Source organism: Acidiphilium sp. 20-67-58, from assembly GCF_002255515.1.
GTDB lineage: Bacteria > Pseudomonadota > Alphaproteobacteria > Acetobacterales > Acetobacteraceae > Acidiphilium.
On the sequence record NZ_NCAS01000010.1, the window covers coordinates 51,893 to 74,363 of the forward strand.

A 22,471-nucleotide genomic window follows, 5' to 3' on the forward strand; every position below is an offset into this window, starting at 1 on the left:
CGCTCAGAACCGGTAGCGCGCGCGCATCCCGATCACGAAATTCCGCCCCGGCGCCGGCTCGTAATAGGCGGCGTTGCTCGCCGCGATCACCACGGCGCCGACATAGGTGCGGTTGAACAGGTTGTCGATGCGGGCGAACTCGTTGAAGCGGATCGGCCCGAAATCCTCGCGGAACCCGGCGGCGAGCCCGGCGGTGAAATACCCCGCCGCATAGGCCGAATTCTGCGAATCGACATACATCCGGCTCTGCCACTGGCCATTCGCCTGGGCGTAGAACCCGCTTGCCGGATCGTGCCAGTCGAGCTCGCCATAAATGCGCTGGTCCGGCACGCCGGGCAGCGCCTTGCCGGCGAACTGGTTGGCGAGGAAATGCGCCTTCAGCAGCGAGTAGGAGCCGTAAAGTTCGAGATGATGCGGCAGATGCGTGTCGATGCTGAGATCGACGCCGTTGCGCGCCGTCTGCCCCTGGTTGGAATAGGCGGTGCGCGCATCCTTCGAGGAGGACACCTCGATCTCGTTGTTGGTATGGATGTGAAACACCGCGAGCTGGAGATAGGTATCGGCGCCGATCAGGCTCTTGATCCCGGCCTCGAAATTCTGGCTGCTGGTGGGGCGGAGTGCGGAATTGAACCCCGCCTGGCCATTGGGCAGGTAGGCAAGCTGATCGAGCGTCGGCGTCTCGAACCCCTCGCCGTAATCGGCGTAGAGATTGGTCGTCGGCGTCAGGTGATAGGTCGCGCCGGCAACGAGGCTCGTGTTTCCATAGCTGACCGAACCGGAATCGTTGGTCAGCGCGCTGGTCACGTAATTGTCGGTCACGCTGAAATAGTCGTTGCTGTGGCGAAGCCCGACGACCAATGTCGTGCGCCTGGTCAGGTGGGCGTTCACTTGCGCGTATTCGGCGATATTGCGCGCCACGTCCTGCTCGTTGCGGCGCAGCGCGCCGATCGCGCCATACTCGTTGACATAGCCCTTGCGGTGCTGCTGTTCGTAGCCGAAATCGACCCCGCTCACGAGGGTGAGCGGAATGCCGGCGACCCGGTCCTTATGGGTAAAGGAGGCATCGATCCCGCCGGATTTGCGGGCGAGATCCACCACGCCGCCGCCGGAGGCCGCGAAATTGCCGGTGAAGGGCAGGAATTGCAGCACCGAATGCGTCGCCTCGTAGACGACGACGCGCACGCTGTTATGCGCGTTGAACCGATGGTTGAAGACCAGCCCGAATTGCAGGTGGCGCAGCACCTTGCGGGTGCCGAATTTTTCGGTGTTGGTGCCGGCCTGGGTCGGATCGGCGTGATATTGCGCCGCGGTCAGCCCGCCGGGGTCTTCGGAATAGGGCTCGTTCAGCCCATCCACGAGCAGGGTGTAGCTGGTGTCCGGGCTCACCTCGACGCGGAACTTGCCATAGAATTGCTGGCGCCTTGCAGCACTGTGCTGGCGGTAGCCGCCGGTGTAGAAATCCGATGCGTTCATCATGTAGTTGAACGAACCGTCCTGCCCGAGGCGCGCCGTGCCGCCATAGCTCGCGCCGACGCGCCAGCCGCCATAGGAGGCGGCGGTGATGCCGCCGCTCACCGTCGGCCGGGCCGGGCCATCCTTGCTGAACACCTGGATCACCCCGCCCGAGGCATTGCCGTAGAGCACCGAGAACGGGCCGGTCAGCACCTCGATCCGGTTGATGTCGCCAAGATCGATCACCTCGGAATCGGTCGTCCCGTCCGGCCCGGTCAGCGTCATGCCATCGACGAGGATGCGGATGTTGCGCACGCCGAAGGGCGTCTGCGCGCCGAACCCGCGCGAGGTGATGCGCAACCCTTGGGCATAATCCTGCCGGTTCTGCACATCGATGCCGGGCACGCGGTTCAGCGTCTCGCTGAGGTTCTCCTCCTCGTTGGCGAGGCTGACCTGCCGGCCGGAAACACTGTAGATCGACACCGGAACATCGAAGCTCGGCTCCGGCGTGCGGGTCGCGCTCACCACGATCTTGCGGATCGCGATCTCCCCCGGCGAGGGCACGACCAGCGGCTGTGCCACCTGCCCGCGTGCCGGGGCAGCGAACGCCGTGCCCCCGAGAAGGGACACGGCGAACAGGCAGAGCCGGCGGGACATCAGTAGACGACGACGCTGCGGATGCTCTCGCCCTTGCGCATCAGCTCGAAGCCCTCGTTGATCTGCTCGAAGGGCAGCACATGGGTGATCAGGTCGTCGATGTTGATCTTGCCGTTCATGTACCAGTCGACGATCTTCGGCACATCGGTGCGGCCGCGCGCGCCGCCGAACGCGGTGCCGCGCCAGTTGCGCCCGGTGACCAGCTGGAACGGCCGGGTCGAGATTTCCTGCCCCGCGCCGGCGACCCCGATGATGATCGAGGTGCCCCAGCCGCGATGGCAGCATTCCAGCGCCTGGCGCATCACCTTCACATTGCCGATGCACTCGAAGGAATAGTCCGCGCCGCCATCGGTCAGGTTGACGATATAGGGCACGAGATCCTCGCCGATCTCGGCCGGGTTGACGAAATGCGTCATGCCGAATTTCTCGGCCATCGGCTTGCGGCCGTTGTTGAGATCGACGCCGACGATCATGTTCGCACCGGCGAGACGCGCGCCCTGGATCACGTTGAGGCCGATCCCGCCGAGACCGAAGACGACGACATTGTCGCCCGGCTGCACCTTGGCGGTGTTGATCACGGCGCCGATCCCGGTGGTCACCCCGCAGCCGATATAGCAGATCTTGTCGAAGGGCGCGTCCTCGCGCACCTTCGCCAGCGCGATCTCCGGCAGCACGGTGTAGTTGGCGAAGGTCGAGCAGCCCATGTAGTGCATCACCGGCTCGCCGTCGCAGGAGAAGCGCGAGGTGCCGTCCGGCATCACCCCCTTGCCCTGGGTCGCGCGGATCGCGGTGCAGAGATTGGTCTTGCGCGACAGGCAGGATTTGCACTGCCGGCATTCGGGCGTGTAGAGCGGGATCACGTGATCGCCCTTCTTCACGCTGGTCACGCCGGGGCCGATATCGACCACGACCCCCGCCCCCTCATGGCCGAGAATCGCCGGGAACAGTCCTTCGGGGTCAGCGCCCGAAAGCGTGTATTCGTCCGTATGGCAGATGCCGGTGGCCTTGACCTCGACCAGCACCTCGCCCGCCTTCGGCCCTTCCAGCCGCACGGTGCCGAGTTCGAGCTTTTCGCCGGCTTTCCACGCAATCGCGGCGCGAACGTCCATCGTATCCATCCTCCTCGGCGCGCCGTCCGGCCTCGCGGGGCCGGCACCATCACGCCATGCTGTTGATCGGCGGAGCCTCTCTCGCTCCGACCGGGCGATGCCACCCGGCCGGATCAGGCTCCAGGGCGGTCAGGCCGCGAGCTTGCCGTTCGCCTTCGCGACATGGGTCGCGATGGCGTCCATCAGCGGCGGCGAGAGGCAGTCATACGGCTCAAGGCCGAGTTCCTTCAAGCGCGCGCGAATGGCGCCCATCTCCGCGGGCGGCGTGCCCTGTTCGATCACCGAGGAGACGAAGGCGGCGAATTCCGGCGCCGACCAGCCCTGGTCGGACGACAGCTCGGTATGCACGAAGTCGAGCCCGTAGAACGGATGGTCCTTGTTCTCGATGCGGCCGAACATGTGCACGCCGCATTCGCGGCAGGCATGGCGCTGGATGACCGCGTTGTGATCGACGATGTGCAGCTTGTTGCCGTTCTCGACGATGTGAACCTTGTCCCGCGGCACCACCGCGACGACCGAGAATTTCGCCCCTGCCGGCTTCCAGCATTTGGAACAGCCGCAGGCGTGGTTGTGGGCGGTCTGCGAATCGACGCGCACCACCACCTGGTGGCTCGGGCAGTGGCAGCGCAGCGTGCCGCCGGCAAAGCCGGACGCGCCCGGCTTGATTCCATTGTCGATGGACGGATGCAGCGAGATGGCCATGTTTCCGAACTCCCTTTCGTTCAGAGCGGTTTCCGATCCATCCGGATCGGATGTCGTGCTCTATATTGTTGATACCCAGAACATCCTGATCCGGCGCGGGGCATGGCCCCGCATCGTCACTCCTTGGGCATGGCCCCGCATCGTCACTCCTTGGGCATGTCCCCACATCGTCACTCCTTGGGCGTGGCCCCGCCCCGTCACTCCTTGGGCGCGCCGGTGCCGACGGCGCCGACCGCGCGTGCCTTCACATACTGGTAGATCACGTGGATCTGGTGCGGGGTGAAGAACCCGGCCCAGCTCGGCATGCCCTTCGCCTTCACCCCGGTCATCGCGACATTGGTGAAGCCGGCCTCGGTCATGCCGTTATTCAGCGACGCCCGCAGGTTGGGCGCGTAGGATCCGCCGACGGCATCCTCGCCATGGCAGCGGAAGCAGTAGGAGTTGAACAGCTCGTAGCCGCGGAAGACATCCTTGGTCACCTTTTCGGTGCCGGGCTGGAAGATCGGGAAATCGACCTTCACCGTCTTGCCGTTGACCTTGTAGCTGTAGGTCTTGCCGGACGCGGCGGCCGGCGCGCCCGCGGCTTGTGCCCCCTTGAGGCTCAGGATCCAGGAGACGATCTCCTTGGTGTCGGCCTCCGAGAGCTGCGGGTGCGCTGGCATCGGGATCTTGCCCCAGGTGCCGACATGCCCCTTGCGGATCGCGTTCACCAGCGTGTCCTCGGCGCCGGACTGGCCGGCGAATTTCTGCGCCACGGCGTCGAAGGCGGGGCCGACGACCTTCTGGTTGATCGCGTGGCAGGAGAAGCAGTCGCTCCCCTTGGCGAGCTGCTCGCCCTTCGGCATCGCGCCCGCGCCGCCGGCGGCAAAGGCCGCCGCGCTGAGCAGCCCGGCAGCGGCGGCGCCAATCACGCTCGCGCCGATGAATGATGAAATCGAACTCTTGGTCATGCGTATCACTTTCTCATGCTTCGGATCGTGGCGCGGCCCGTTTCAGCCGTTGGAGTAATTGTAGTGCCGCGGGTTCGGCATCAGACCGACATTGAATTTCGCGAGCGTCGCGGCGATCTCCGCCTTGTGGGTGGCGATCACCTTGTCGAGTGCGGCGCGCAGCGCGGTGTCGCCCTTCCGCACGCCCATCGACATCGCATAGGAATAATGCACCGCCGGCAGCCCCGGCCCGTATTCCTCCGACGGCACCCGGCGCAGCTGCAGATCGGGATAATCCTTCATGAACGCGCCGATCGCCGGCTCCCAGGTCACCATCACGCCGACCTTGCCATCCTGCACCGCCTGCAGCAGTTCGCGCGGCGAGGCGGCGGGATTGCCGGCGACGTGGAACACCACGGCATTGCGGATCAGGCCGAGAATCTTGACCGCGGTCTCCGGCGTGGTTTCCGCCTCGAACCCGATCTTGACCGAATGCATCGAGACCGAGCGCATCGAGCGGATGTGCAGATGCTTGTCCTTGCGGGTCACGAACACGTAGGAGGAGCGGTAATAGGGCTTGGTCGCCAGCTCCTCGTTGTCGCCGGCCGGCAGGTTCATGATAACGTCGCATTTGCGCGCGTCGAGATTGAGGGCGAGGAAGTTCGAGAAGCCGCCATGCGCGCGGTAGCTCGCCCAGGTATATTCGAGCTTGCGGCCCATCGCGTGGGCGACGAGTTCGGCGATCTTGTTCTCGAAGCCCTCGCCGGCGCGGTTCGAATAGGGCAGGTAGCCGGGATCGGCGCAAACACGCAGCACATGGCTGGTGCCGGAATGGCTGGTCTTGGAGGGCTGAGCGGTTGTGCTGGCCGCGGCGCTGCCCTTCGGTGTGGCGGCGAGGAAGGCGGCACAGCCCGCGAACATCATCCAGCGGGTCATCGACGATTTCATGGGTTTCACTCCGTCAGCATGGCCGGCCGGATATCGGGCCGGTTCCTGTCGTTGCAGGCGCCCGCCGCGCGTGGCCACGCGAGCGGGCAAGGCAGAAAAAGTTCCAGCCCGGGCAGGGGAGCGACCCGGGCTGGATGGTCAAGACGCGCCTCAGTTCGCGCTGGCCACTTTCGAGGGCAGCGAGAACACCATCAGCGTGCCGCCAAGGTTCGTGTAGTCGGTCAGCGTGGCGTTCAGGCCCACCGCGCCGAGACCGGCGGAGGATTTGTGCAGGTTGTCCGCCATGCCGATCGCGGCCCAGCCGCCGACACCGCTCAGCACCGCCACATACTGCTTGCCATCATGCATGTAGGTGATCGGATTGCCGATGATGCCGGACGGCGTCTTGAACTGGTAGAGGATCTTGCCGGTCTGGATGTCCACCGCGCGGAACATCCCCTTCAGCGTGCCGTAGAACGCGACATTGCCCGCCGTGGTCAGCGCGCCGCCCCAATCCTGGAACATGTCGTGGATCTGCCACTTGGTCTTGCCGGTCATCGGGTCATAGGCGATGAAGCGGCCGCGATAGCCGCCCGGCCCCGGGATCATGTTCACGATGGCGCCGACGAACGGGAAGCCGGATTTGTACTTCACGTTGAACGCCTGGTAGCTCATGCACAGGTGGTTCAGCGGCGCGTAGAACAGGCCGGTCTTCGGATCGTAGGAAACCGGCTGCTCGTCCTTGTCGCCCTGCGACGAGGGGCAGATGTCCTTCACGTTCTTGCCCGCCTCGGTCATCTTGGCGGGATCGACGATCGGCTCGTTGGTCTTCGGGTCGATCCCGGTCGCCCAGTTCACCGAGGGATCGTATTTGTGGATCGCGATCGGGCTGCCATTCGCGCGGTTCATGACATAGCTGAAGCCGTTGCGGTCGAAATGGACCAGCGCCGGCACTTCCTTGCCGTGATCCTTGACGTTGACGAGAACCATCTCGTTGACGCCGTCATAGTCCCAGCCGTCATGCGGGGTCATCTGATACACCCACTTGACCTTGCCGGTCTCGGGGTTGCGGGCCCAGATGGTCATCGACCAGCGGTTCTTGCCGGGGCGCTGGCTCGGGTTCCAGGTGCCGGGGTTGCCCGACCCGTAATAGATCAGGTTCAGCTTCGGATCGTAGGAATACCAGCCCCAGGTGGTGCCGCCGCCCACTTTCCACTCGTCGCCCTGCCAGGTCTTGGTGCTCGAATGCGGGCCGACGGGCTTGCCGGTCGCGCCATTGATCGTCGTCGCCGGATCGATCAGCGTGTCCTTCGACGGGCCCTCGCTGTAGCCGCGCCAGACCATCTTGCCGGTATGGATGTTGTAGGCGGTGATGTAGCCGCGCACGCCGTATTCACCGCCGGCGATGCCGATGATGACGTTGTTGCCGACGACCATCGGCGAGCCGGTCATGGTCTGGCCATCAGTCGGGTGCCCGTTCTGGGCCGACCACACGACCTTGCCGGTCTTGGCATCGAGCGCATAGAGCTTCGCGTCGAGCGCGTCGACGAAGACCATCCCGTCGGCATAGGCCGGCCCGCGATTGACGACGTCGCAGCAGGCGACCGGCGGCGCGTTCGTGTCGCGCGGCGGGGTGTATTTCCAGGCGATCTGGTCGGGGTGGTCCAGATTGATGGCGTAGACGTAGTTCGGATAGGACGTCTCGTAATACATCATGTTGCCGATGACGATCGGCTGGCCCTCGAGGCCGCGATTGGTCCCGGTCGACATCGTCCACGCGACCTGCATGTTCTTCGCGTTCTTCGCGTTGATCTGGTCAAGCGTGCTGTAGCGCCAGTTATTGTAGGTGCCGGTCGGCATCACCCAGTCATTGGCGTTCTTCTGCATCTGCACCAGCGACTCGCTGCCGGATCCAGCCGCCTGCGCGGAAAGCACAAGCGCCCCTGCCCCCAGGATGCCGAAACTGGCCGCCAGCAGCGACCGCTTCAGCGATTTCGTCCCAAGTCTTGTCATTACGCTCCCTCCAGATGTGCGCCGGCGCCACATGACGACGGCTGCGGACGTTTGACGCGTTACCGGATTTCCCCGGCTGGCATCTGATCCAGCAATTCGCGTGCCAACCGCGCCGGCGGTGCCGGGGCGGCGCAAATCCTGAGGTTGTGCCGAAGCCTGTGGCGGAGTGCCGCGGAACAGGGTGACAATGTGTAATTTGTGTGGAACACTCTGTCTCGCGCTGTCGTCACCCGACAAGCCGTCACAAGAGCGGCATGCGAATGGCAGCGGATCCGGTCAGGGGAGCGACCAGAAGATGACCGACATGAAGCAGGGATGGGCGCGCGCCGCAGCGGCGCCGCCCGGCCGGGACTTCCGGCACGAGGACTATATCGAGGCGGCCTGGCGGCGCTGCCGCGACGAGTATGGCCTGAACCCCGAGGCACCGCCGGCGGCCGTGCATGTGGGTGGCGCCGCACTGCGGCGGATCCGCGAGGAACACGCGCTGTTCGAGCGTCTCGGCCGGGTCGAGATGCACCGCCTGCTCGGGCAGATCGGCCAGCAGACCGCAACCTCCGCCGCCCCGTCGCGCTACGTGCTGATGCTGACCGACGCCGACGGCACCGTGCTCGACGTCTTTACCGACACCGCCAATGCCGGCCGCGCGCGGGCCGCGAACATGGTGCCCGGCTTCCTGTGGGACGAGCCGCATGCCGGCGTGAACGGCCCCGGCACCTCGCTGCACGACCGGCGCTCGCGCGTCGTCCACCGCGACGAGCATTTCTTCACCTGCAACAACAACATGACCTGTTCGGCGGTGCCGGTATGGGGTGCGAATGGCCGGCTGCTCGGCGCGATCGACGCCACCTGCCTCGATTGCGACGACAGCCGCGCCGCGCAGGTGCCAACCATCGCCCTGGTCAGCATGTCCGCCCGCATCATCGAACAGTTGCACTTCACCAACAATTTCCGCGACTGCATGATCATGCGCTTTCACGAGCGCCCCGAACTCGTCGGCCTGCCCTACGACTCTCTGCTCGCCGTCGATGGTGACGGGCTGATCCGCGCGGTGGACAATTCGGTGCCCGCCATGCTCGGCGCCAGCGGGCACGAGACGCTGGTCGGCCGCAGCGTGGCCGAGGTGTTCGACATCTCGCTCGACCGTCTGCTGGAACACGCCGAAACCCAGCCCTTCGCCATCTGGCCGATCGCCCATGGCAACGACCGGCACGGCTTCGCCAGCGTCTGGCCGGCGAAACGCGCCCGCGCCCGCCTCGCCGCCGGCGCCACCGCGCAGCGCCGCGCGATCGAGGTGGAACGCCCGGCGCGGACGCTGCCCGCCATGACCCGGCCGCGCCGCGACGCGCCGGCCCCGCTCGCCGCCCTCGCCGGCACCGATCCGGCAATGGCGCATAACGTCTGGCGCGCCGAGCGGGTGATGAACCGCGACATCAACATCCTCCTCCTCGGCGAGACCGGCACCGGCAAGGACACGTTCGCCCGCGCCATCCACGCCGCCAGCGCCCGCGGCGGCGCGCCCTTCATCGCCATGAGCTGTGCCGCGATCCCCGAGCAGCTGATCGAGAGCGAGCTGTTCGGCTACGAGGCCGGCGCCTTCACCGGCGCGCGGCCGGGCGGGGCGCGCGGCAAGGCGGCGGCGGCGCATGGCGGCACCCTGTTCCTCGACGAGATCGGCGACATGCCGCTCACCATCCAGGCGCGGCTGCTGCGCCTGCTCGAAGAGCGCGAGATCGTGCCGCTCGGCAGCACGACGCCGATCCGGATCGATATCAGGGTGATCAGCGCCACCCACCGCGATCTGGAGGCGATGGTCGCGCGCGGCGAATTCCGCATGGACCTCTACTACCGGCTCAACGGCGTCGCCCTCACCATGCCGGGGCTGCGCGAGCGGGCCGACCGCCAGCGCCTGATCGAGACGATCTGCGCCGAGGAGAGCGAGGACGGCGCGGTCGGCATCGCCCCCGCCGCGATGGCGGCGATGACCGCCTATGACTGGCCGGGCAATATCCGCGAGCTGCGCAACACGCTGCGGACCGCCATCGCCTTCGCCGATTCCGGCCGGATCGAGGTGCATCACCTGCCGCACATGATCGTCCGGCAGATGGGCGGCCCTGCGGCCACGCCGCAAGTAACCGTCGCCAATCCCGATCACGATCCCGGTCACGATCCCGATCCCAGTCATGATCCCGAACGCGCGCGCATCGTCGCGGCACTCGATGCGCATCACTGGCGCATCGGCGCCACCGCCGCCAGCCTCGGCATGAGCCGCAACACGCTCTACCGGAAGCTGCACCGCTTCGGCCTGATGAACGAGCCGAAGTGACGCGGAGGCCCATCGCCTATCTCGCCGGGCCAGACCTGTTCCTGCCCGGTGCTGCCGCCCATGCCGCGCGCAGGATCGCCATCGCGGCGCGCCACGGCATCGAGGCGCTCGCCCCGCTCGATGCGCCGCCGCCCGATTGCCGGCCCGGCGAGGCGCTGTGGCAGGCGATCTTCCGCCAGGACGTCGCGATGATGGAGCGCAGCGACATCGTCATCGCCCATCTCAGCCCGTTCCGCGGCGCCTCGGCCGATGCCGGCACGCTGGTCGAACTCGGCTGGTTCCTCGGCCGGGGCCGGCCCTGTTTCGGCTATTCCAACGCCGCCATCCCGTTCGCCGCCCGCAGCCGCATGCAGGTCGCGGCCCAGCCCGATCCGGTGGCCGGCACCGCGATCGAGGATTTCGGCCTCGGCGACAATCTGATGGTGATCGGCGCGCTCGAAGGCGGGCTGCTCACCCCGCCGGACGGGCAGGACCTGCCCTTCGACTCGCTCGCGATGTTCGAACGCTGTGTTGCGCGGGCGGCAGCGTTTCTTGCGGGCAGGTCGCCGCCAGGCTGAGCGTCGCCGCCGCCGGCGCGACGACGCGCCGGTGCAGCAGAGGGGCGAGGCCGCGCGCGACCAGCATGGAATGAAAATACTGGCAGGGCTGCGCCAGATGATCCTCGCTGTTGTAGAAATCGGCGCGCGGATAGCGGCTGCGGCCGGCGAGTTCGAGAAACCGCCCGCCATGAAGCCGATAGACGGCGCGGATCGCGCCTGTATCCGCAGCACTCAGCCTGACATCGCGGAAATCCGTCGGCAGCCCGCCGATCACGATCACCCCCCGCGCCGTCGCGGCGGCGACGAACCGGCCGATCAGCACCGTGCCATACCCGTCCCGGATCGCCCGCGCCGATGGCTCGACCCGATGCAGCCCGGCGAGGAAGGCGCGGTCGGCGGTGGCGAGCGACGTGCCGATCTCATCCCCCTGCGCATCCTCCTCGCGGGCAAGCCGCGCGCGCAAATGGCCAATCCCGCCCGTCCGCGCCGCCATCTCCGCCAGCGCCTCCAGCCCGTCCGGCATCGTGTTGTCGAAGGCCGCACCGAGTATCCGCCCCGGCTTCATGCGCCACAGCAGCGCGCGGTCGTGGCGAAACAGCATGGCGCCATCGACATCCATCCGGTTCGCCGCAGGGCTGACGTCGTATTGCTGCACCTCCATCGGCAGGTAGACGACATCGCCGCGATGCAGCAGGGGAAGCCAGCGGAGAAACAGATCGTCGAGCCCGATGCCGACGGCGATGCCGCCATTCTCGCACGGCAGCGCCAGCATCGCGCCGATCACCCGGCAGGAATGCGAATAGGGCCCGTTCGACCCGGCAAGGATCACCAGCTTCGGCGAGGGCAGCGCCGCGCCGCGGGCGAGTTTCTCGCGCATCTCCAGCCGCAGCAGGCCGAGCGAGAGCGGGCGGTCGAGCACGAGGGCGAAGGCTGCGAAATAGAGCGCGAGCGAGGCGATGGCGCAGAGAAACAACCGGCGCATCAGAACTGGAAATAGATGAAGGGAAGCGCAAAGGGCGCGAAGATCAGCGCCTGCGCGGTAAAGGCGAAACCGGCGATCAGCGCGGCATTGCGCCCGCGCACCCCGAGCGTGTGGATGTCGCGCGCGAGCAGCATGATCCCCCAGGCCAGCGCGATCAGCGCCGCCCCCTGCACCACGCTCATCGTCCGCGCCGCGCCGAGCCAGGGCAGCACCGCGACCGGCCGCGCGACCGCGCCGAGGGCGGGAATCGCGGCGATGAGCTGGCGCGGCAGCAGCACCCCGCCGGCGCCGACGAGCCCGCGCAGCACGATCCGGCAGGCGGCGAGGCTGTCGGCGCGGAACGGCACCCAGGCCAGCAGCACCGCCAGCAGCGTCAGCCCCTGCGCCGCCAGAAGCGGCAGGCGCACCCCGAACCGCCGCCACTGGTGATGGATCACGAGATACAGCCCGTGCAGCCCGCCCCACAGCATGAACGACCACGCCGCGCCATGCCACAGCCCGCCGAGCAGCATGGTGATCATCAGGTTGAGATTGCGCCGCACCTCGCCGCGCCGGTTGCCGCCGAGCGGGATGTAGAGATAGTCGCGCAGGAAGAGCGAGAGCGTGATGTTCCAGCGCCGCCAGAAATCCGAGATGTCGCGCGCCTGATAGGGGCTGCGGAAATTCAGCGGAAAGCCGATGCCGATCATCCGCGCGAGCCCGATCGCCATGTCCGAATAGCCCGCGAAATCGAAATAGATCTGCGCGCCATAGGCGAGCAGCGCCACCCATGCCTCGACGAGCGACAGCGAATGCCCTGCGGATGCCGCCGCGAAAGCGGGATCGGCGAAGCGGGCGAGACTGTCCGCCAGCACCAGCTTCTTGCCGAGGCCGAGGAGAAAGATCTCGATGCCGGCAACGAGATCCTCCTGCCGCACCCGGCCGCGATGGCGGGCGAATTGCGGAATGATCTCCCCCGGCCGGACGATCGGCCCGGCGATCAGATGCGCGAAGAAGGCGACGAAACAGGCATAGTCGAGAAAGCCGCACGCCGGCACCTCGCCGCGCGCGGTATCGACCAGATACATCACCTGCTGGAAGGTGAAGAAGCTGATGCCGAGCGGCAGCAGGATGCCGAGCGCCGGCGCGGGCAGGCCGAGCAGCGCCGCCCCGCTCGCCGCCAGCAAACCGGCATATTTGAACCAGAACAGCAGCAGCAGGTTCGCGCCAAGCCCGAAGATCAGCCAGCGCCGCGTCCGGCGCGACCGCCGCATCGCATCCGCCAGCAGGTAATTGCCGAGGATCGATCCTGCCAGCAGCGGCAGCAGCAGCGGCTTCCACCACCCGTAGAACACGAGGCTCGCCAGCAGCAGCACGCCGAGCGCCGCCCGCGCCCCGGCAATCCGCCCGGCGAGGGCAAACGTGGCGAGAAAGACCGGCAGAAACCCGAAGACGAAAAGGGGCGAGTTGAAAAGCACGATAAAAATACCCGCTTAGGTTGAAATCACCTTGCCACGCGGCGCGGGTGATTTCCACCCCGAATTGGCCCCGGCCGCACCGGATGCTATAGGCCGCGCGAGCCCGGTCCCTTCGGGCCTTTCCCACGCCGCGCCGGAACCCGTATCGACATGACCGACGACCTGCCGCCCCACCCCGCTCTGCTGCCCGCGGGCTTCACCGACCTGCTGCCGCCGGACGCCGAGGCCGAGGCACGGCTGACCGAAACGCTGACGGCGAGTTTCGGCGCGCATGGCTATCAGCGGGTCAAGCCGCCGCTGGTCGAGTTCGAGACCACGCTGCTCGCCGGCAGCGGCGCCGCCGTGGCCGAGCAGACCTTCCGGCTGATGGACCCCGAATCGCAGCGCATGATGGGCGTGCGCGCCGACACCACGCCGCAGATCGCCCGCATCGCCACGACGAGGCTCGCCGCCGCCGCACGGCCGCTGCGCCTCGCCTATGCCGGGCAATGCCTGCTGGTGCGCGGCTCGCAGCTCGCCCCCGAGCGCCAGGTCGCGCAGGCCGGCATCGAGCTGATCGGGCCGGACGTGCCCGAGGCCGACGCTGAAATCATCGTCACCGCCGCCGCCGCCCTCGCCGCCACCGGCATCGGCGAGGTCAGCGTCGACCTGACCATGCCGCCGCTGATCCCCGCCCTGCTGGGCGACACGTCGGCCCACGCCGCCCTCGTCCGCGCGCTCGACCGCAAGGACGCCGCCGAGATCGCCGCCCATGGCGGCGCGCTGGCGCCGACCCTGCTCGCCCTGCTCGATGCCGCCGGCACCGCCGACACCGCGATCGGTCGCCTCGCCGCGATCGACCTGCCCGCCCCGGTCCGCACCCTGGCGGACCGGCTGAGCGCGACCGTCGCCGCCATCCGCACCCTGATGCCGGCGCTGCGCCTGACCATCGACCCGGTCGAGTTCCGCGGCTATCGCTACCATACCGGCGTCGCGCTCACGATCTTCGCGCCCGGCCGCCAGGCAGAGTTCGGCCGCGGCGGGCGCTATCTCTGCGACAATGGCGAATCGGCGACCGGCATCACCCTCTATCCCGACACGATCCTCGCCGTCGCCCCGCGCCCTGCCTTGCGCCCGCGGCTGTTCCTGCCCGCCTTCACGCCGGCCGATGCCGGCGCGCGCGCCCGCGCCGAGGGCTTCGCCACCATTCGCGGCCTCGCCGCCGCGGCGGATGACGCCGAGGAGGCGCGCCGCCTGTCCTGCTCCCATCTCTGGCGCGACGGACGCGCCGTTCCGCTCGAAGGATAACGCCATGGCAAATGTCACCATCATCGGCGCGCAATGGGGCGACGAAGGCAAGGGAAAGGTGGTCGACTGGCTGGCCTCCCGCGCCGATGTCGTCGTCCGCTTCCAGGGCGGGCACAATGCCGGGCACACGCTCGTGGTCGGCAACCAGACCTACAAGCTCTCCCTGCTCCCCTCCGGCCTCGTGCGCGGCAAGCTCGGCGTGATCGGCAATGGCGTGGTGGTCGACCCGGTGGCCCTGCTCGCCGAAATCGGCCGGGTGCGCGAACAGGGGCTGAACGTCACCCCCGAAACCCTGCGCATCGCCGACAACGCGCCGCTGATCCTGCCGCTGCACGCCGCCCTCGACGCCGCGCGCGAGGCCGCCCGCGGCGCGCGCCGCATCGGCACCACCGGCCGTGGTATCGGCCCCGCCTATGAGGACAAGGTCGCCCGCCGCGCCATCCGCGTCTGCGACCTCGCCGAACCCGAAACGCTCGACTGGCGGCTCGACGAGCTGCTGCTGCACCACAACACGCTGCTCGCCGGCCTCGGCGCGCCCGTGTTCGGCAAGGCCGAACTGATGGACCAGCTCCTCGCCCTCGCGCCGCAGATCCTGCCCTTCGCCGAGCCGGTCTGGGAACGCCTGGCCGAGGCGAAGAAATCCGGCGCCCGCATCCTCTTCGAGGGCGCGCAGGCGGTGATGCTGGATGTCGATCACGGCACCTACCCGTTCGTCACCTCATCCAACACCGTCGCCGGCCAGATCGCCGCCGGCGCCGGCGTCGGGCCGGATGCGGCCGGCCGCGTGCTCGGCATCGCCAAGGCCTATTCCACCCGCGTCGGCTCCGGTCCCTTCCCGACCGAGCAGGACAACGAGATCGGCCGCCTGCTCGGCGAGCGCGGGCATGAGTTCGGCACCATCACCGGCCGCGCCCGCCGCTGCGGCTGGTTCGACGCCGCACTGGTCCGCCAGGCGGTCAAGGTCGGCGGCATCCAGGGCCTCGCGCTGACCAAGCTCGACGTGCTCGACGGCATGACCACGCTGCAAATCGGCGTCGGCTACCGGATCGACGGCGAAACCCTGCCCCATCTGCCGCCCGGCGCCGCGGCGCAGGCCAGGGCCGAGCCGGTCTATGAAACCATCGAGGGCTGGTCCGGCTCGACCCGCGGCGCCCGCTCCTATGCCGACCTGCCGGCGCAGGCGATCAAATATGTCCGCCGCATCGAGGAACTGGTCGAATGCCCGGTGACCCTGCTCTCCACCAGCCCCGAGCGGGACGACACCATCCTGATGCAGGACCCCTTCGCCGACTGAGCGCAACGCGGCACAATCCCGCGCCGTGACAGGCGGCGCGGCGGCGGCAACGACCGCCCCGGACATGGAGGAAACGACGATGACGACGAAACACGCCTACCCCCGCGCGCGGCGCCTCGCCCGGCACGGCATGGCGGTGCTGGCGGCGTCGCTCGCCGCCGGCGGTGTCGCGATGGCGCAGGCCGCACCGGGCAGCATAGCTCCGGGCAGCACAGCTCCGGGCACCGCCCAGGCGCCCCTGATCGTCGCCCCCATCGCCCCCGCTACACCGCCGGCCACATCACCCGCTGCCACGGCAAAGGCGCCGATCACGATCCGCACCATCCGGGTCAATGTCGCCCCGCTCGCCGGTGCGGCGATCAACGCGGCGAAATGGCCCGCCCTCGTGCAGCAATTCGGCAGCCGGCAGATCAATGTCGGCGGCAACCCGAGCGTCGTCGCCGCCCTCGGCCGCTCCGCCTCCGGCGTCAACCTGCAAAACAGCCAGGCCAACCCCTACCAGCCGGACATCATCTATCACGGCTTCACCCTCTCGCCGATCCAGGGCACGCCCGAGGGCATCAGCGTCTATGTCGATGGCGCGCGCTTCAACGTCCCCTTCGGCGACCTCGCCCTCTGGAGCGTGCTGCCGCAGGCGGCGATCGCGCATATCAGCGTCGAGGACGCCAACCCGCTGTTCGGCCTCAACGCCCTCGGCGGCGCGCTCAGCGTGCAGATGAAGAACGGCTTCACCTATCATCGTGGCGAGGTCGAACTCTCCGGCGGCTCCTTCGGCACGCTGCGCGGCAACGGCCAGTACGGCATAAGCCACGGCGACACCGCCGCCTATATCGCGGTGCAGGGCGCGCGCTCCGGCGGCTGGCGCGACCTGCAATCCTCCGCCCTCGAAAGCGCCTATGCCGATCTCGGCTGGCGCGGCCCGCATGCCGAGCTGCACATCAACGCGATGTTCGGCCATTCCTTCCTCAACGGCCCGGCAACGGTGCCGGCGAAGCTGCTCGCGATCGCGCCGAACGCCGAATATACCGGCCCGAACTCGATCGAGGACACCTATAGCCGCGTCGCCGCCACCCTGAACGACCAGATCGACGATCACAGCTCGATCCAGGCCGTCCTCTATTACGACCATCTGCGCGAGCACCTGATCAACGGCAACGGGCCAGTCGATGCGCAATGCACCGACGGCTCGACCAGCCATCTCTGCGGGCTGGGCTCGTCGAACCCGGCGACCCTGCTCGGCGGCGGCACCGTGCCCTATTTCGCCGTGCCGTCCGGTTTCATCGGCTACGGCTCGCTCGCGGTGAACAGCACCAACACCGACGGCTACGGCGCCACCGCCCAGCTCAGCCGCAAGGACGTGCTGTTCGGGCTGAAGAACCACCTGATCGCCGGCGCCAGCTTCGATGGCGGCTTCACCACCTTCTCCGCCACCAATTTCGACGGCCTGCTCAACGCCGCCCGCGTCTACGCCCCGCCGCCGGGCGGCGGTCTCGGCTACCAGACCGACGAGCCAGGCGCCCTGCCCTCGGCCGAGAACATCCGCAACGCCTATTACGGCCTCTACGCCTCGGATTCGCTCGACCTGACGCCCCGCCTCACCCTCACGCTCGGCGGGCGGCTCAACATCGCCCAGATCGACCTGCACAATACCGAGGCCGCCAGCGCGCTCGCCGCCGGGCAGGTGCAGAACCCGGCGGATCTCAGCGGGCACCACAATTACGAGCATTTCAACCCGAGCCTCGGCTTCAGCTACCGGCTGACCCCGCTCGCCTCGCTCTATGGCAGCTATTCGCAGGCCAATGCCGCGCCCACCCCGGCCGAGCTGACCTGCGCCAACCCGACCGACCCCTGCACCCTGTCGAACTTCATCACCTTCGATCCCAACCTGAAGCAGACCGTCACCGACAGTCTGGAAGCCGGCATTCGCGGGGCGCTGCTGGTGGGCGGCAACGGCACGCTCACCTACAATCTCGATTATTACCACATCCGCGCCAATGACGACGTCGAGTTCCTCGCCACCAACCTCAACAACAACACCAACGGCTATTTCGCCAATATCGGCGGCGTGCTGCGCCAGGGCGCCGATCTCGCCCTGCGGCTCGATTTCCCGAAATGGGATGCGTATTTCAACGACTCGCTGATCGAGGCGACGTATCAGAGCAGCTTCCGGGTCGCCTCGCACAGCCCCTCGAATATCGGCGGGGTGATCACGGTCCGCCCGGGCGACCATCTGGCCGGCGTGCCGGAGAACCTGTTCAAGTTCGGCGCCGACTACAAGGCGACCACGGCCTGGAAGCTCGGCCTGTCGGCCAACGCGCAGACCGGGACGTATCTGCATGGCGACCAGTCGAACCAGCAGCCAAAGCTGCCCGGCTTCGTCGTGCTGAACTTCACCACCAGCTACCGGCTGACACCGCGCGTCACCCTTTTCGGCGAGGTCGATAACTTCACCGACGCGCATTATTACGTCTATGGCGGCTTCTCCAACCCCGCCGGCATCGCCTATGTGCTCGGCCCGGCCTATGCCGCCGACAACCGCGCCTATTCCACGGCAGCACCGATCGCCGGCTATGCGGGGGTGAAGGTGAAGTTCTAGAGCATCATCCGATCAGATGGGATCATCTGATCGGATAAAGATGCTCGGAATATCAATATAATAGAGCATCATCCGATCCTGCTGGATCGGATGTCGTGCTCTGTTCATCATCGCGCCACGGCGCGGCTCAGCCGCCGCGGAACGCCTGCACCGCGGCCGCCGCCCCCTGGGCGATGAAGGCGGCATCCGAGCCGACGGTGACGAGATCGAACCCCGCCGCGACCATCTTGCGCGCATAGGCGGGCGAGCCCGTATGTACCGCGGCGCGCTTGCCGTGATGCTTCGCCCGGGCAAGGATGTGCAGGATCGCGTCATAGACCGGCGAATTTTCCGGATCGAACCGCGGCGCCTCGCCGAGCGAGAGGGCGAGGTCGTTCGGCCCGATATAGACCGCGTCCAGCTCCGGGATCGACACGATCTCGTCGATCGCCTCCAGCGCCGCCCGCGTCTCGATCATCGCGAAGCCGGTCACCATGTCATCGGCGCGGCGCGCGTAATCGGCGCCATGCACGAGGGCGGCGCGGATCGGCCCATAGCTGCGCCGGCCGCGCGGCGCGTAGCGCAGGCAGGAGACGAAGGCCTCGGCCTCCGCCCGCGAATTGATCATCGGGCAGATCACGCCGAGCGCGCCCGCATCGATCGACTTCATCACGATTCCCGGGTCGAACCACGGCACCCGCACCATCGGCACCACCGCTGCGCTGGCCATCGCCGTCAGCATCGGCACCACGCCGGAATAATCCACCAGCCCGTGCTGCATGTCGACCGTCAGGCTGTCCCAGCCCTGCCGCGCCATCAGCTCGGTGGCGAAGCCGGCCGGAACCGACAGCCAGCCATTCAGCACGGCGCGGCCGGCGTTCCAGTGTTGTTGCAGCGTCATCGCGTCCTCCCGCATCATTTGCCGCCAGCATTCCATAGCTCGGCGACGGAGACAAACCGCGCCGTGGGCGCGAGAGACAAACCGCGCCGCCCCCGCAGCGTGTCGGCCCTGCAACACTTCGTCGCGAAACCGCGCCGGTCCCCATCGCGCGATTGCGATCGTCGATCGACGAGGCTAGGATTCATTGAAATGACACAAAAAAGCCCCGCCGGATCACCGGCGGGGCAGTCAACAGGGAGGCTTCACGTCTGGGAGACGTCGGGATCCGAAGACCCCTATCCGGTCGGTCAGGACCGGATGGCAAACGGCATCGCTGCCGAAACACGTGGCCGGGATCAACCGGCCTTCCTATCAGATAATATTCGGAACGCCCCGGAAAAGGGGTGACGGCATGAAGCCGCCATGAACTTATCGCATAACCTGAATGTCTGCGGCGCGGCTCAGACCGCGGCGGCGAGGGCGTCGAGTTCCCGGTTGAACCGCTCGGCGAATTCGTATTGCGGCGTGTGCCCGCATTCGGGATAGAGCGAGAGTCGGCCCTGCGGCACCGTCTCGGCGATATGCCGCGCCATCGCCGGCAGCACGATATCGTCCTCCTCGCCCTGGGTCACCAGAACCGGCCGGTCAAGCTCGGCCAGCGTGTCGGTGAAGTCGAGCGTGCGCATCAGCAGGAAGGCGCGCACCGCCGGCGGGGTGAGCATGAAACCCGCCAGCGCCCGCTCGGCATCCGCCGCCGGCAGCGGAAGGTGGGTGGTGGCGTGGATCACGCTGCGCGCCCCCTCGATCATCACCGCCGGATCGTCGCTCGCCGCCATCACCGCGCCCTCGATGAACCGGGGGCCGATATGCACCGGCGGATTCGAGGAAATCACCGCGGCGCCGACGAAATTCACCGCACTCACATTCCGCGTGCCATGCCGGGCCAGATAATCGCCGACGACATAGCCGCCATAGCTCGCCGCCACCAGCACCGGCCGGCGCAGGCCGAGCGCGATCATCACCGCGGCGATGTCATCCGCCCAATGCGCGCCGGTCTGGTACAGCTCGGGGTCGAGCGGCCGGTCGGAAAACCCGTGCCCGCGCAAATCCATGCAGACGAGGCGGAACCGTTCGCGCAGCGCGCTGTCGAACTGCCCGCGCCAGGCGAGATAGCAGGACGACCAGCCATGGATGAACAGGATGGGCGGCGCCGTTTCCGCCCCCCATTCGCGCACATGCAGCCCAACGCCGCCCGAGCCCATCACCCGATGGACCCGGCCGGCCTCGTGCTCGATCGTCCCGCCCACCGCCGGCGGCCGCTCAGCCCAGCCGGTTGCGCACGAGGTCGTCCACCACCCCCGGATCGGCGAGGGTCGAGGTATCGCCCAGGCTGTCGGTCTCGTTGGCGGCGATCTTGCGCAGGATGCGGCGCATGATCTTGCCCGAGCGGGTCTTCGGCAGGCCCGGCGCCCACTGGATCGCATCCGGCGCCGCGATCGGGCCGATCTCCTTGCGGACCCACATCACCAGCTCCTTGCGCAGCTCCTCGGTCGGCTCCTGGCCGGCGACGAGCGTGACATAGGCATAGATGCCCTGGCCCTTGATGTCGTGCGGGAAGCCCACCACCGCGGCCTCGGCCACGACGGCGTGCGCCACCAGCGCGCTCTCGACCTCGGCGGTGCCCATCCGGTGGCCGGAGACGTTGATGACGTCATCCACCCGGCCGGTGATCCAGTAATACCCGTCCTCGTCGCGGCGCGCCCCGTCGCCGGAGAAGTAGAAGCCGCGGAAGGTCGAGAAATAGGTCTGGATGAACCGCTCGTGATCGCCATAGACGGTGCGCATCTGCCCCGGCCAGCTGTCGGCGAGGCAAAGATTGCCCTCCGTCGCCCCCTCCAGCACGTTGCCGTCGCCATCCACCAGCACGGGCTTCACGCCGGGCAGCGGCAGCGTCGCCGAGCCGGGCTTCTGGTCGATCGCGCCCGGTAGCGCCGAAATCAGGATGCCGCCGGTCTCGGTCTGCCACCACGTATCCACGATCGGGCAGCGCTGGTCGCCGACCACGCGGTAATACCACAGCCACGCTTCCGGGTTGATCGGCTCGCCGACCGAGCCCAGCACCCGCAGCGAGGCGCGCGAGGTCTTCTTCACCGGCCCCTCGCCGTCGCGCATCAGCGCGCGGATCGCGGTCGGCGCGGTGTAGAAGATGTTGACCTTGTGCTTGTCCACCACCTGCCAGAAGCGGCTGGTGTCGGGATAGTTCGGGATGCCCTCGAACATCAGCGTCGTCGCGCCATTGGCGAGCGGGCCGTACACGATATAGGTGTGCCCCGTCACCCAGCCGACATCGGCGGTGCACCAGTACACCTCGCCCTCGTGATAATCGAACACGTATTGATGGGTGAAGCTGGCCCAGACCATGTAGCCGCCGGTGGTGTGCAGCACGCCCTTGGGCTTGCCGGTCGAGCCCGAGGTATACAGGATGAACAGCGGGTCTTCCGCGTTCATCGGCTCCGGCGGGCAGTCGAGCGGCATGGTCGCCGCCGCCTCGTGATACCACACGTCGCGGCCGTCCTGCATGTCCACCGCACCGCCGGTCGCCTTCACCACGACGACCTTCTTGAGCATCGGGCAGGATTTCGCCGCCGCGTCGACATTCGCCTTCAGCGGCACCTTCCGCCCGCCGCGCCGGCCTTCATCGGCGGTGACCAGGATCGAGCTGTCGCAATCCTGGATGCGGTTGGCGAGGCTATCCGGCGAGAACCCGCCGAACACCACGGAATGGATCGCGCCGATCCGCGCGCAGGCGAGGATCGCCACCGCCGCCTCGACGATCATCGGCATGTAGATCGTCACCCGGTCGCCCTTGCGCGCGCCGAGCGATTTCAGCACGTTCGCCATGCGGCACACCTCGGCGTGCAACTCGCGATACGTCACGTGCCTCTGGTCGTTAGGATCGTCGCCCTCCCAGATGATCGCGACCTGGTCGCCGCGCGTCGCCAGATGCCGGTCGAGGCAGTTGGCGGAAGCGTTCAGCACGCCATCCTCGAACCACTTGATCGAGACGTCGCCGGTGAAGCTGACATTCTTGATCCGGGTGGGCGGCGTCATCCAGGTGATCCGCTTGCATTCCTCGCCCCAGAACGCCTCCGGGTTCTCCGCCGCACGGCGGGCCATGTCGTCATACTTCGCGCGGTTGATCAGCGCGCCGGCGGCGATTTCCGGCTTCACGGGAATGATTTCGGGATGCGACATGCTCGGTTCCTCATCAAATTTATTAGGCTCGTTTTTTTTCCCCTATGACATGTTTGTGCGGGAACCGAAAGTATTGCGCTGCGAAAAACC

At 67.5% G+C, this 22,471-nt stretch carries 16 protein-coding genes; 5 read left to right on the plus strand and 11 right to left on the minus strand.

What is annotated here, in order from left to right; genetic code table 11:
* Window positions 1-3: 3 nt before the first annotated feature.
* The 6 genes from B7Z76_RS05430 to B7Z76_RS05455 all read right to left on the minus strand — a co-directional run bounded on the left by B7Z76_RS05430 (window position 4) and on the right by B7Z76_RS05455 (window position 7,789).
* Window positions 4-2,109: a TonB-dependent receptor gene (locus B7Z76_RS05430; protein WP_174504166.1), complete on the minus strand. Its 2,106-nt coding sequence runs from the start codon at window positions 2,107-2,109 to the stop codon at window positions 4-6.
* Window positions 2,109-3,218, minus strand: coding sequence for an S-(hydroxymethyl)glutathione dehydrogenase/class III alcohol dehydrogenase (locus B7Z76_RS05435; protein ID WP_174504165.1), 1,110 nt, complete (start codon window positions 3,216-3,218; stop codon window positions 2,109-2,111). The genes B7Z76_RS05430 and B7Z76_RS05435 overlap by 1 nt, the downstream gene beginning before the upstream one ends.
* 129 nt (window positions 3,219-3,347) lie before the next feature.
* The gene (gene gfa / locus B7Z76_RS05440) at window positions 3,348-3,920 is read right to left on the minus strand and encodes an S-(hydroxymethyl)glutathione synthase (protein WP_174504164.1); all 573 of its coding nucleotides are present in this window, start codon (window positions 3,918-3,920) and stop codon (window positions 3,348-3,350) included.
* Between the two features lie 197 nt (window positions 3,921-4,117).
* The gene (locus B7Z76_RS05445) at window positions 4,118-4,870 is read right to left on the minus strand and encodes a c-type cytochrome (RefSeq protein ID WP_174504163.1); all 753 of its coding nucleotides are present in this window, start codon (window positions 4,868-4,870) and stop codon (window positions 4,118-4,120) included.
* Window positions 4,871-4,912: 42 nt separating this feature from the next.
* Complete coding sequence (locus B7Z76_RS05450) at window positions 4,913-5,797, minus strand: transporter substrate-binding domain-containing protein (protein ID WP_174504162.1); 885 nt, start codon at window positions 5,795-5,797, stop codon at window positions 4,913-4,915.
* A gap of 150 nt (window positions 5,798-5,947) precedes the next feature.
* Window positions 5,948-7,789, minus strand: coding sequence for a methanol/ethanol family PQQ-dependent dehydrogenase (locus B7Z76_RS05455; protein WP_291342630.1), 1,842 nt, complete (start codon window positions 7,787-7,789; stop codon window positions 5,948-5,950).
* 295 nt (window positions 7,790-8,084) lie between these two features.
* On the opposite strand from B7Z76_RS05455, the gene B7Z76_RS05460 reads away from it, so the two are divergent.
* Together B7Z76_RS05460 and B7Z76_RS05465 are read left to right on the plus strand one after the other, a co-directional pair.
* A complete protein-coding gene (locus B7Z76_RS05460) occupies window positions 8,085-10,112 on the plus strand; it encodes a sigma-54-dependent Fis family transcriptional regulator (RefSeq protein WP_174504160.1) in 2,028 nt (675 codons plus the stop codon).
* Window positions 10,109-10,669, plus strand: a complete 561-nt coding sequence (locus B7Z76_RS05465) for a nucleoside 2-deoxyribosyltransferase (protein ID WP_174504159.1) — start codon at window positions 10,109-10,111, stop codon at window positions 10,667-10,669. Before B7Z76_RS05460 ends, B7Z76_RS05465 begins: the two co-directional genes overlap by 4 nt.
* Here the strand turns inward: B7Z76_RS05465 and B7Z76_RS05470 are convergent.
* Together B7Z76_RS05470 and B7Z76_RS05475 are read right to left on the minus strand one after the other, a co-directional pair.
* Window positions 10,563-11,633 carry a hypothetical protein gene (locus B7Z76_RS05470; RefSeq protein ID WP_291342633.1) on the minus strand — a complete coding sequence of 357 codons (1,071 nt, stop codon included), beginning with the start codon at window positions 11,631-11,633 and terminating at the stop codon, window positions 10,563-10,565. The genes B7Z76_RS05465 and B7Z76_RS05470 overlap by 107 nt on opposite strands.
* Complete coding sequence (locus B7Z76_RS05475; RefSeq protein ID WP_291342635.1) at window positions 11,633-13,090, minus strand: MBOAT family protein; 1,458 nt, start codon at window positions 13,088-13,090, stop codon at window positions 11,633-11,635. The genes B7Z76_RS05470 and B7Z76_RS05475 overlap by 1 nt, the downstream gene beginning before the upstream one ends.
* A 150-nt stretch (window positions 13,091-13,240) precedes the next feature.
* Here B7Z76_RS05475 and B7Z76_RS05480 point away from each other — a divergent pair, with 150 nt between their 5' ends.
* From B7Z76_RS05480 to B7Z76_RS05490, 3 genes are all read left to right on the plus strand, one after another.
* Window positions 13,241-14,377 carry an ATP phosphoribosyltransferase regulatory subunit gene (locus B7Z76_RS05480; RefSeq protein ID WP_291342637.1) on the plus strand — a complete coding sequence of 379 codons (1,137 nt, stop codon included), beginning with the start codon at window positions 13,241-13,243 and terminating at the stop codon, window positions 14,375-14,377.
* Window positions 14,378-14,381: 4 nt separating this feature from the next.
* Window positions 14,382-15,671, plus strand: coding sequence for an adenylosuccinate synthase (locus B7Z76_RS05485; protein ID WP_174504155.1), 1,290 nt, complete (start codon window positions 14,382-14,384; stop codon window positions 15,669-15,671).
* 79 nt (window positions 15,672-15,750) lie between these two features.
* Window positions 15,751-18,267: a TonB-dependent receptor gene (locus B7Z76_RS05490; RefSeq protein ID WP_291342640.1), complete on the plus strand. Its 2,517-nt coding sequence runs from the start codon at window positions 15,751-15,753 to the stop codon at window positions 18,265-18,267.
* Between the two features lie 127 nt (window positions 18,268-18,394).
* Here the strand turns inward: B7Z76_RS05490 and B7Z76_RS05495 are convergent, their stop codons facing one another.
* The 3 genes from B7Z76_RS05495 to acs form a co-directional block, all read right to left on the minus strand.
* The gene (locus B7Z76_RS05495) at window positions 18,395-19,147 is read right to left on the minus strand and encodes an HpcH/HpaI aldolase/citrate lyase family protein (protein WP_291342642.1); all 753 of its coding nucleotides are present in this window, start codon (window positions 19,145-19,147) and stop codon (window positions 18,395-18,397) included.
* A 440-nt stretch (window positions 19,148-19,587) separates the two neighbouring features.
* A complete protein-coding gene (locus tag B7Z76_RS05500; protein ID WP_291342644.1) occupies window positions 19,588-20,433 on the minus strand; it encodes an alpha/beta fold hydrolase in 846 nt (281 codons plus the stop codon).
* A 13-nt stretch (window positions 20,434-20,446) separates the two neighbouring features.
* Complete coding sequence (gene acs, locus B7Z76_RS05505; RefSeq protein WP_291342646.1) at window positions 20,447-22,381, minus strand: acetate--CoA ligase; 1,935 nt, start codon at window positions 22,379-22,381, stop codon at window positions 20,447-20,449.
* Window positions 22,382-22,471 lie beyond the last annotated feature (90 nt).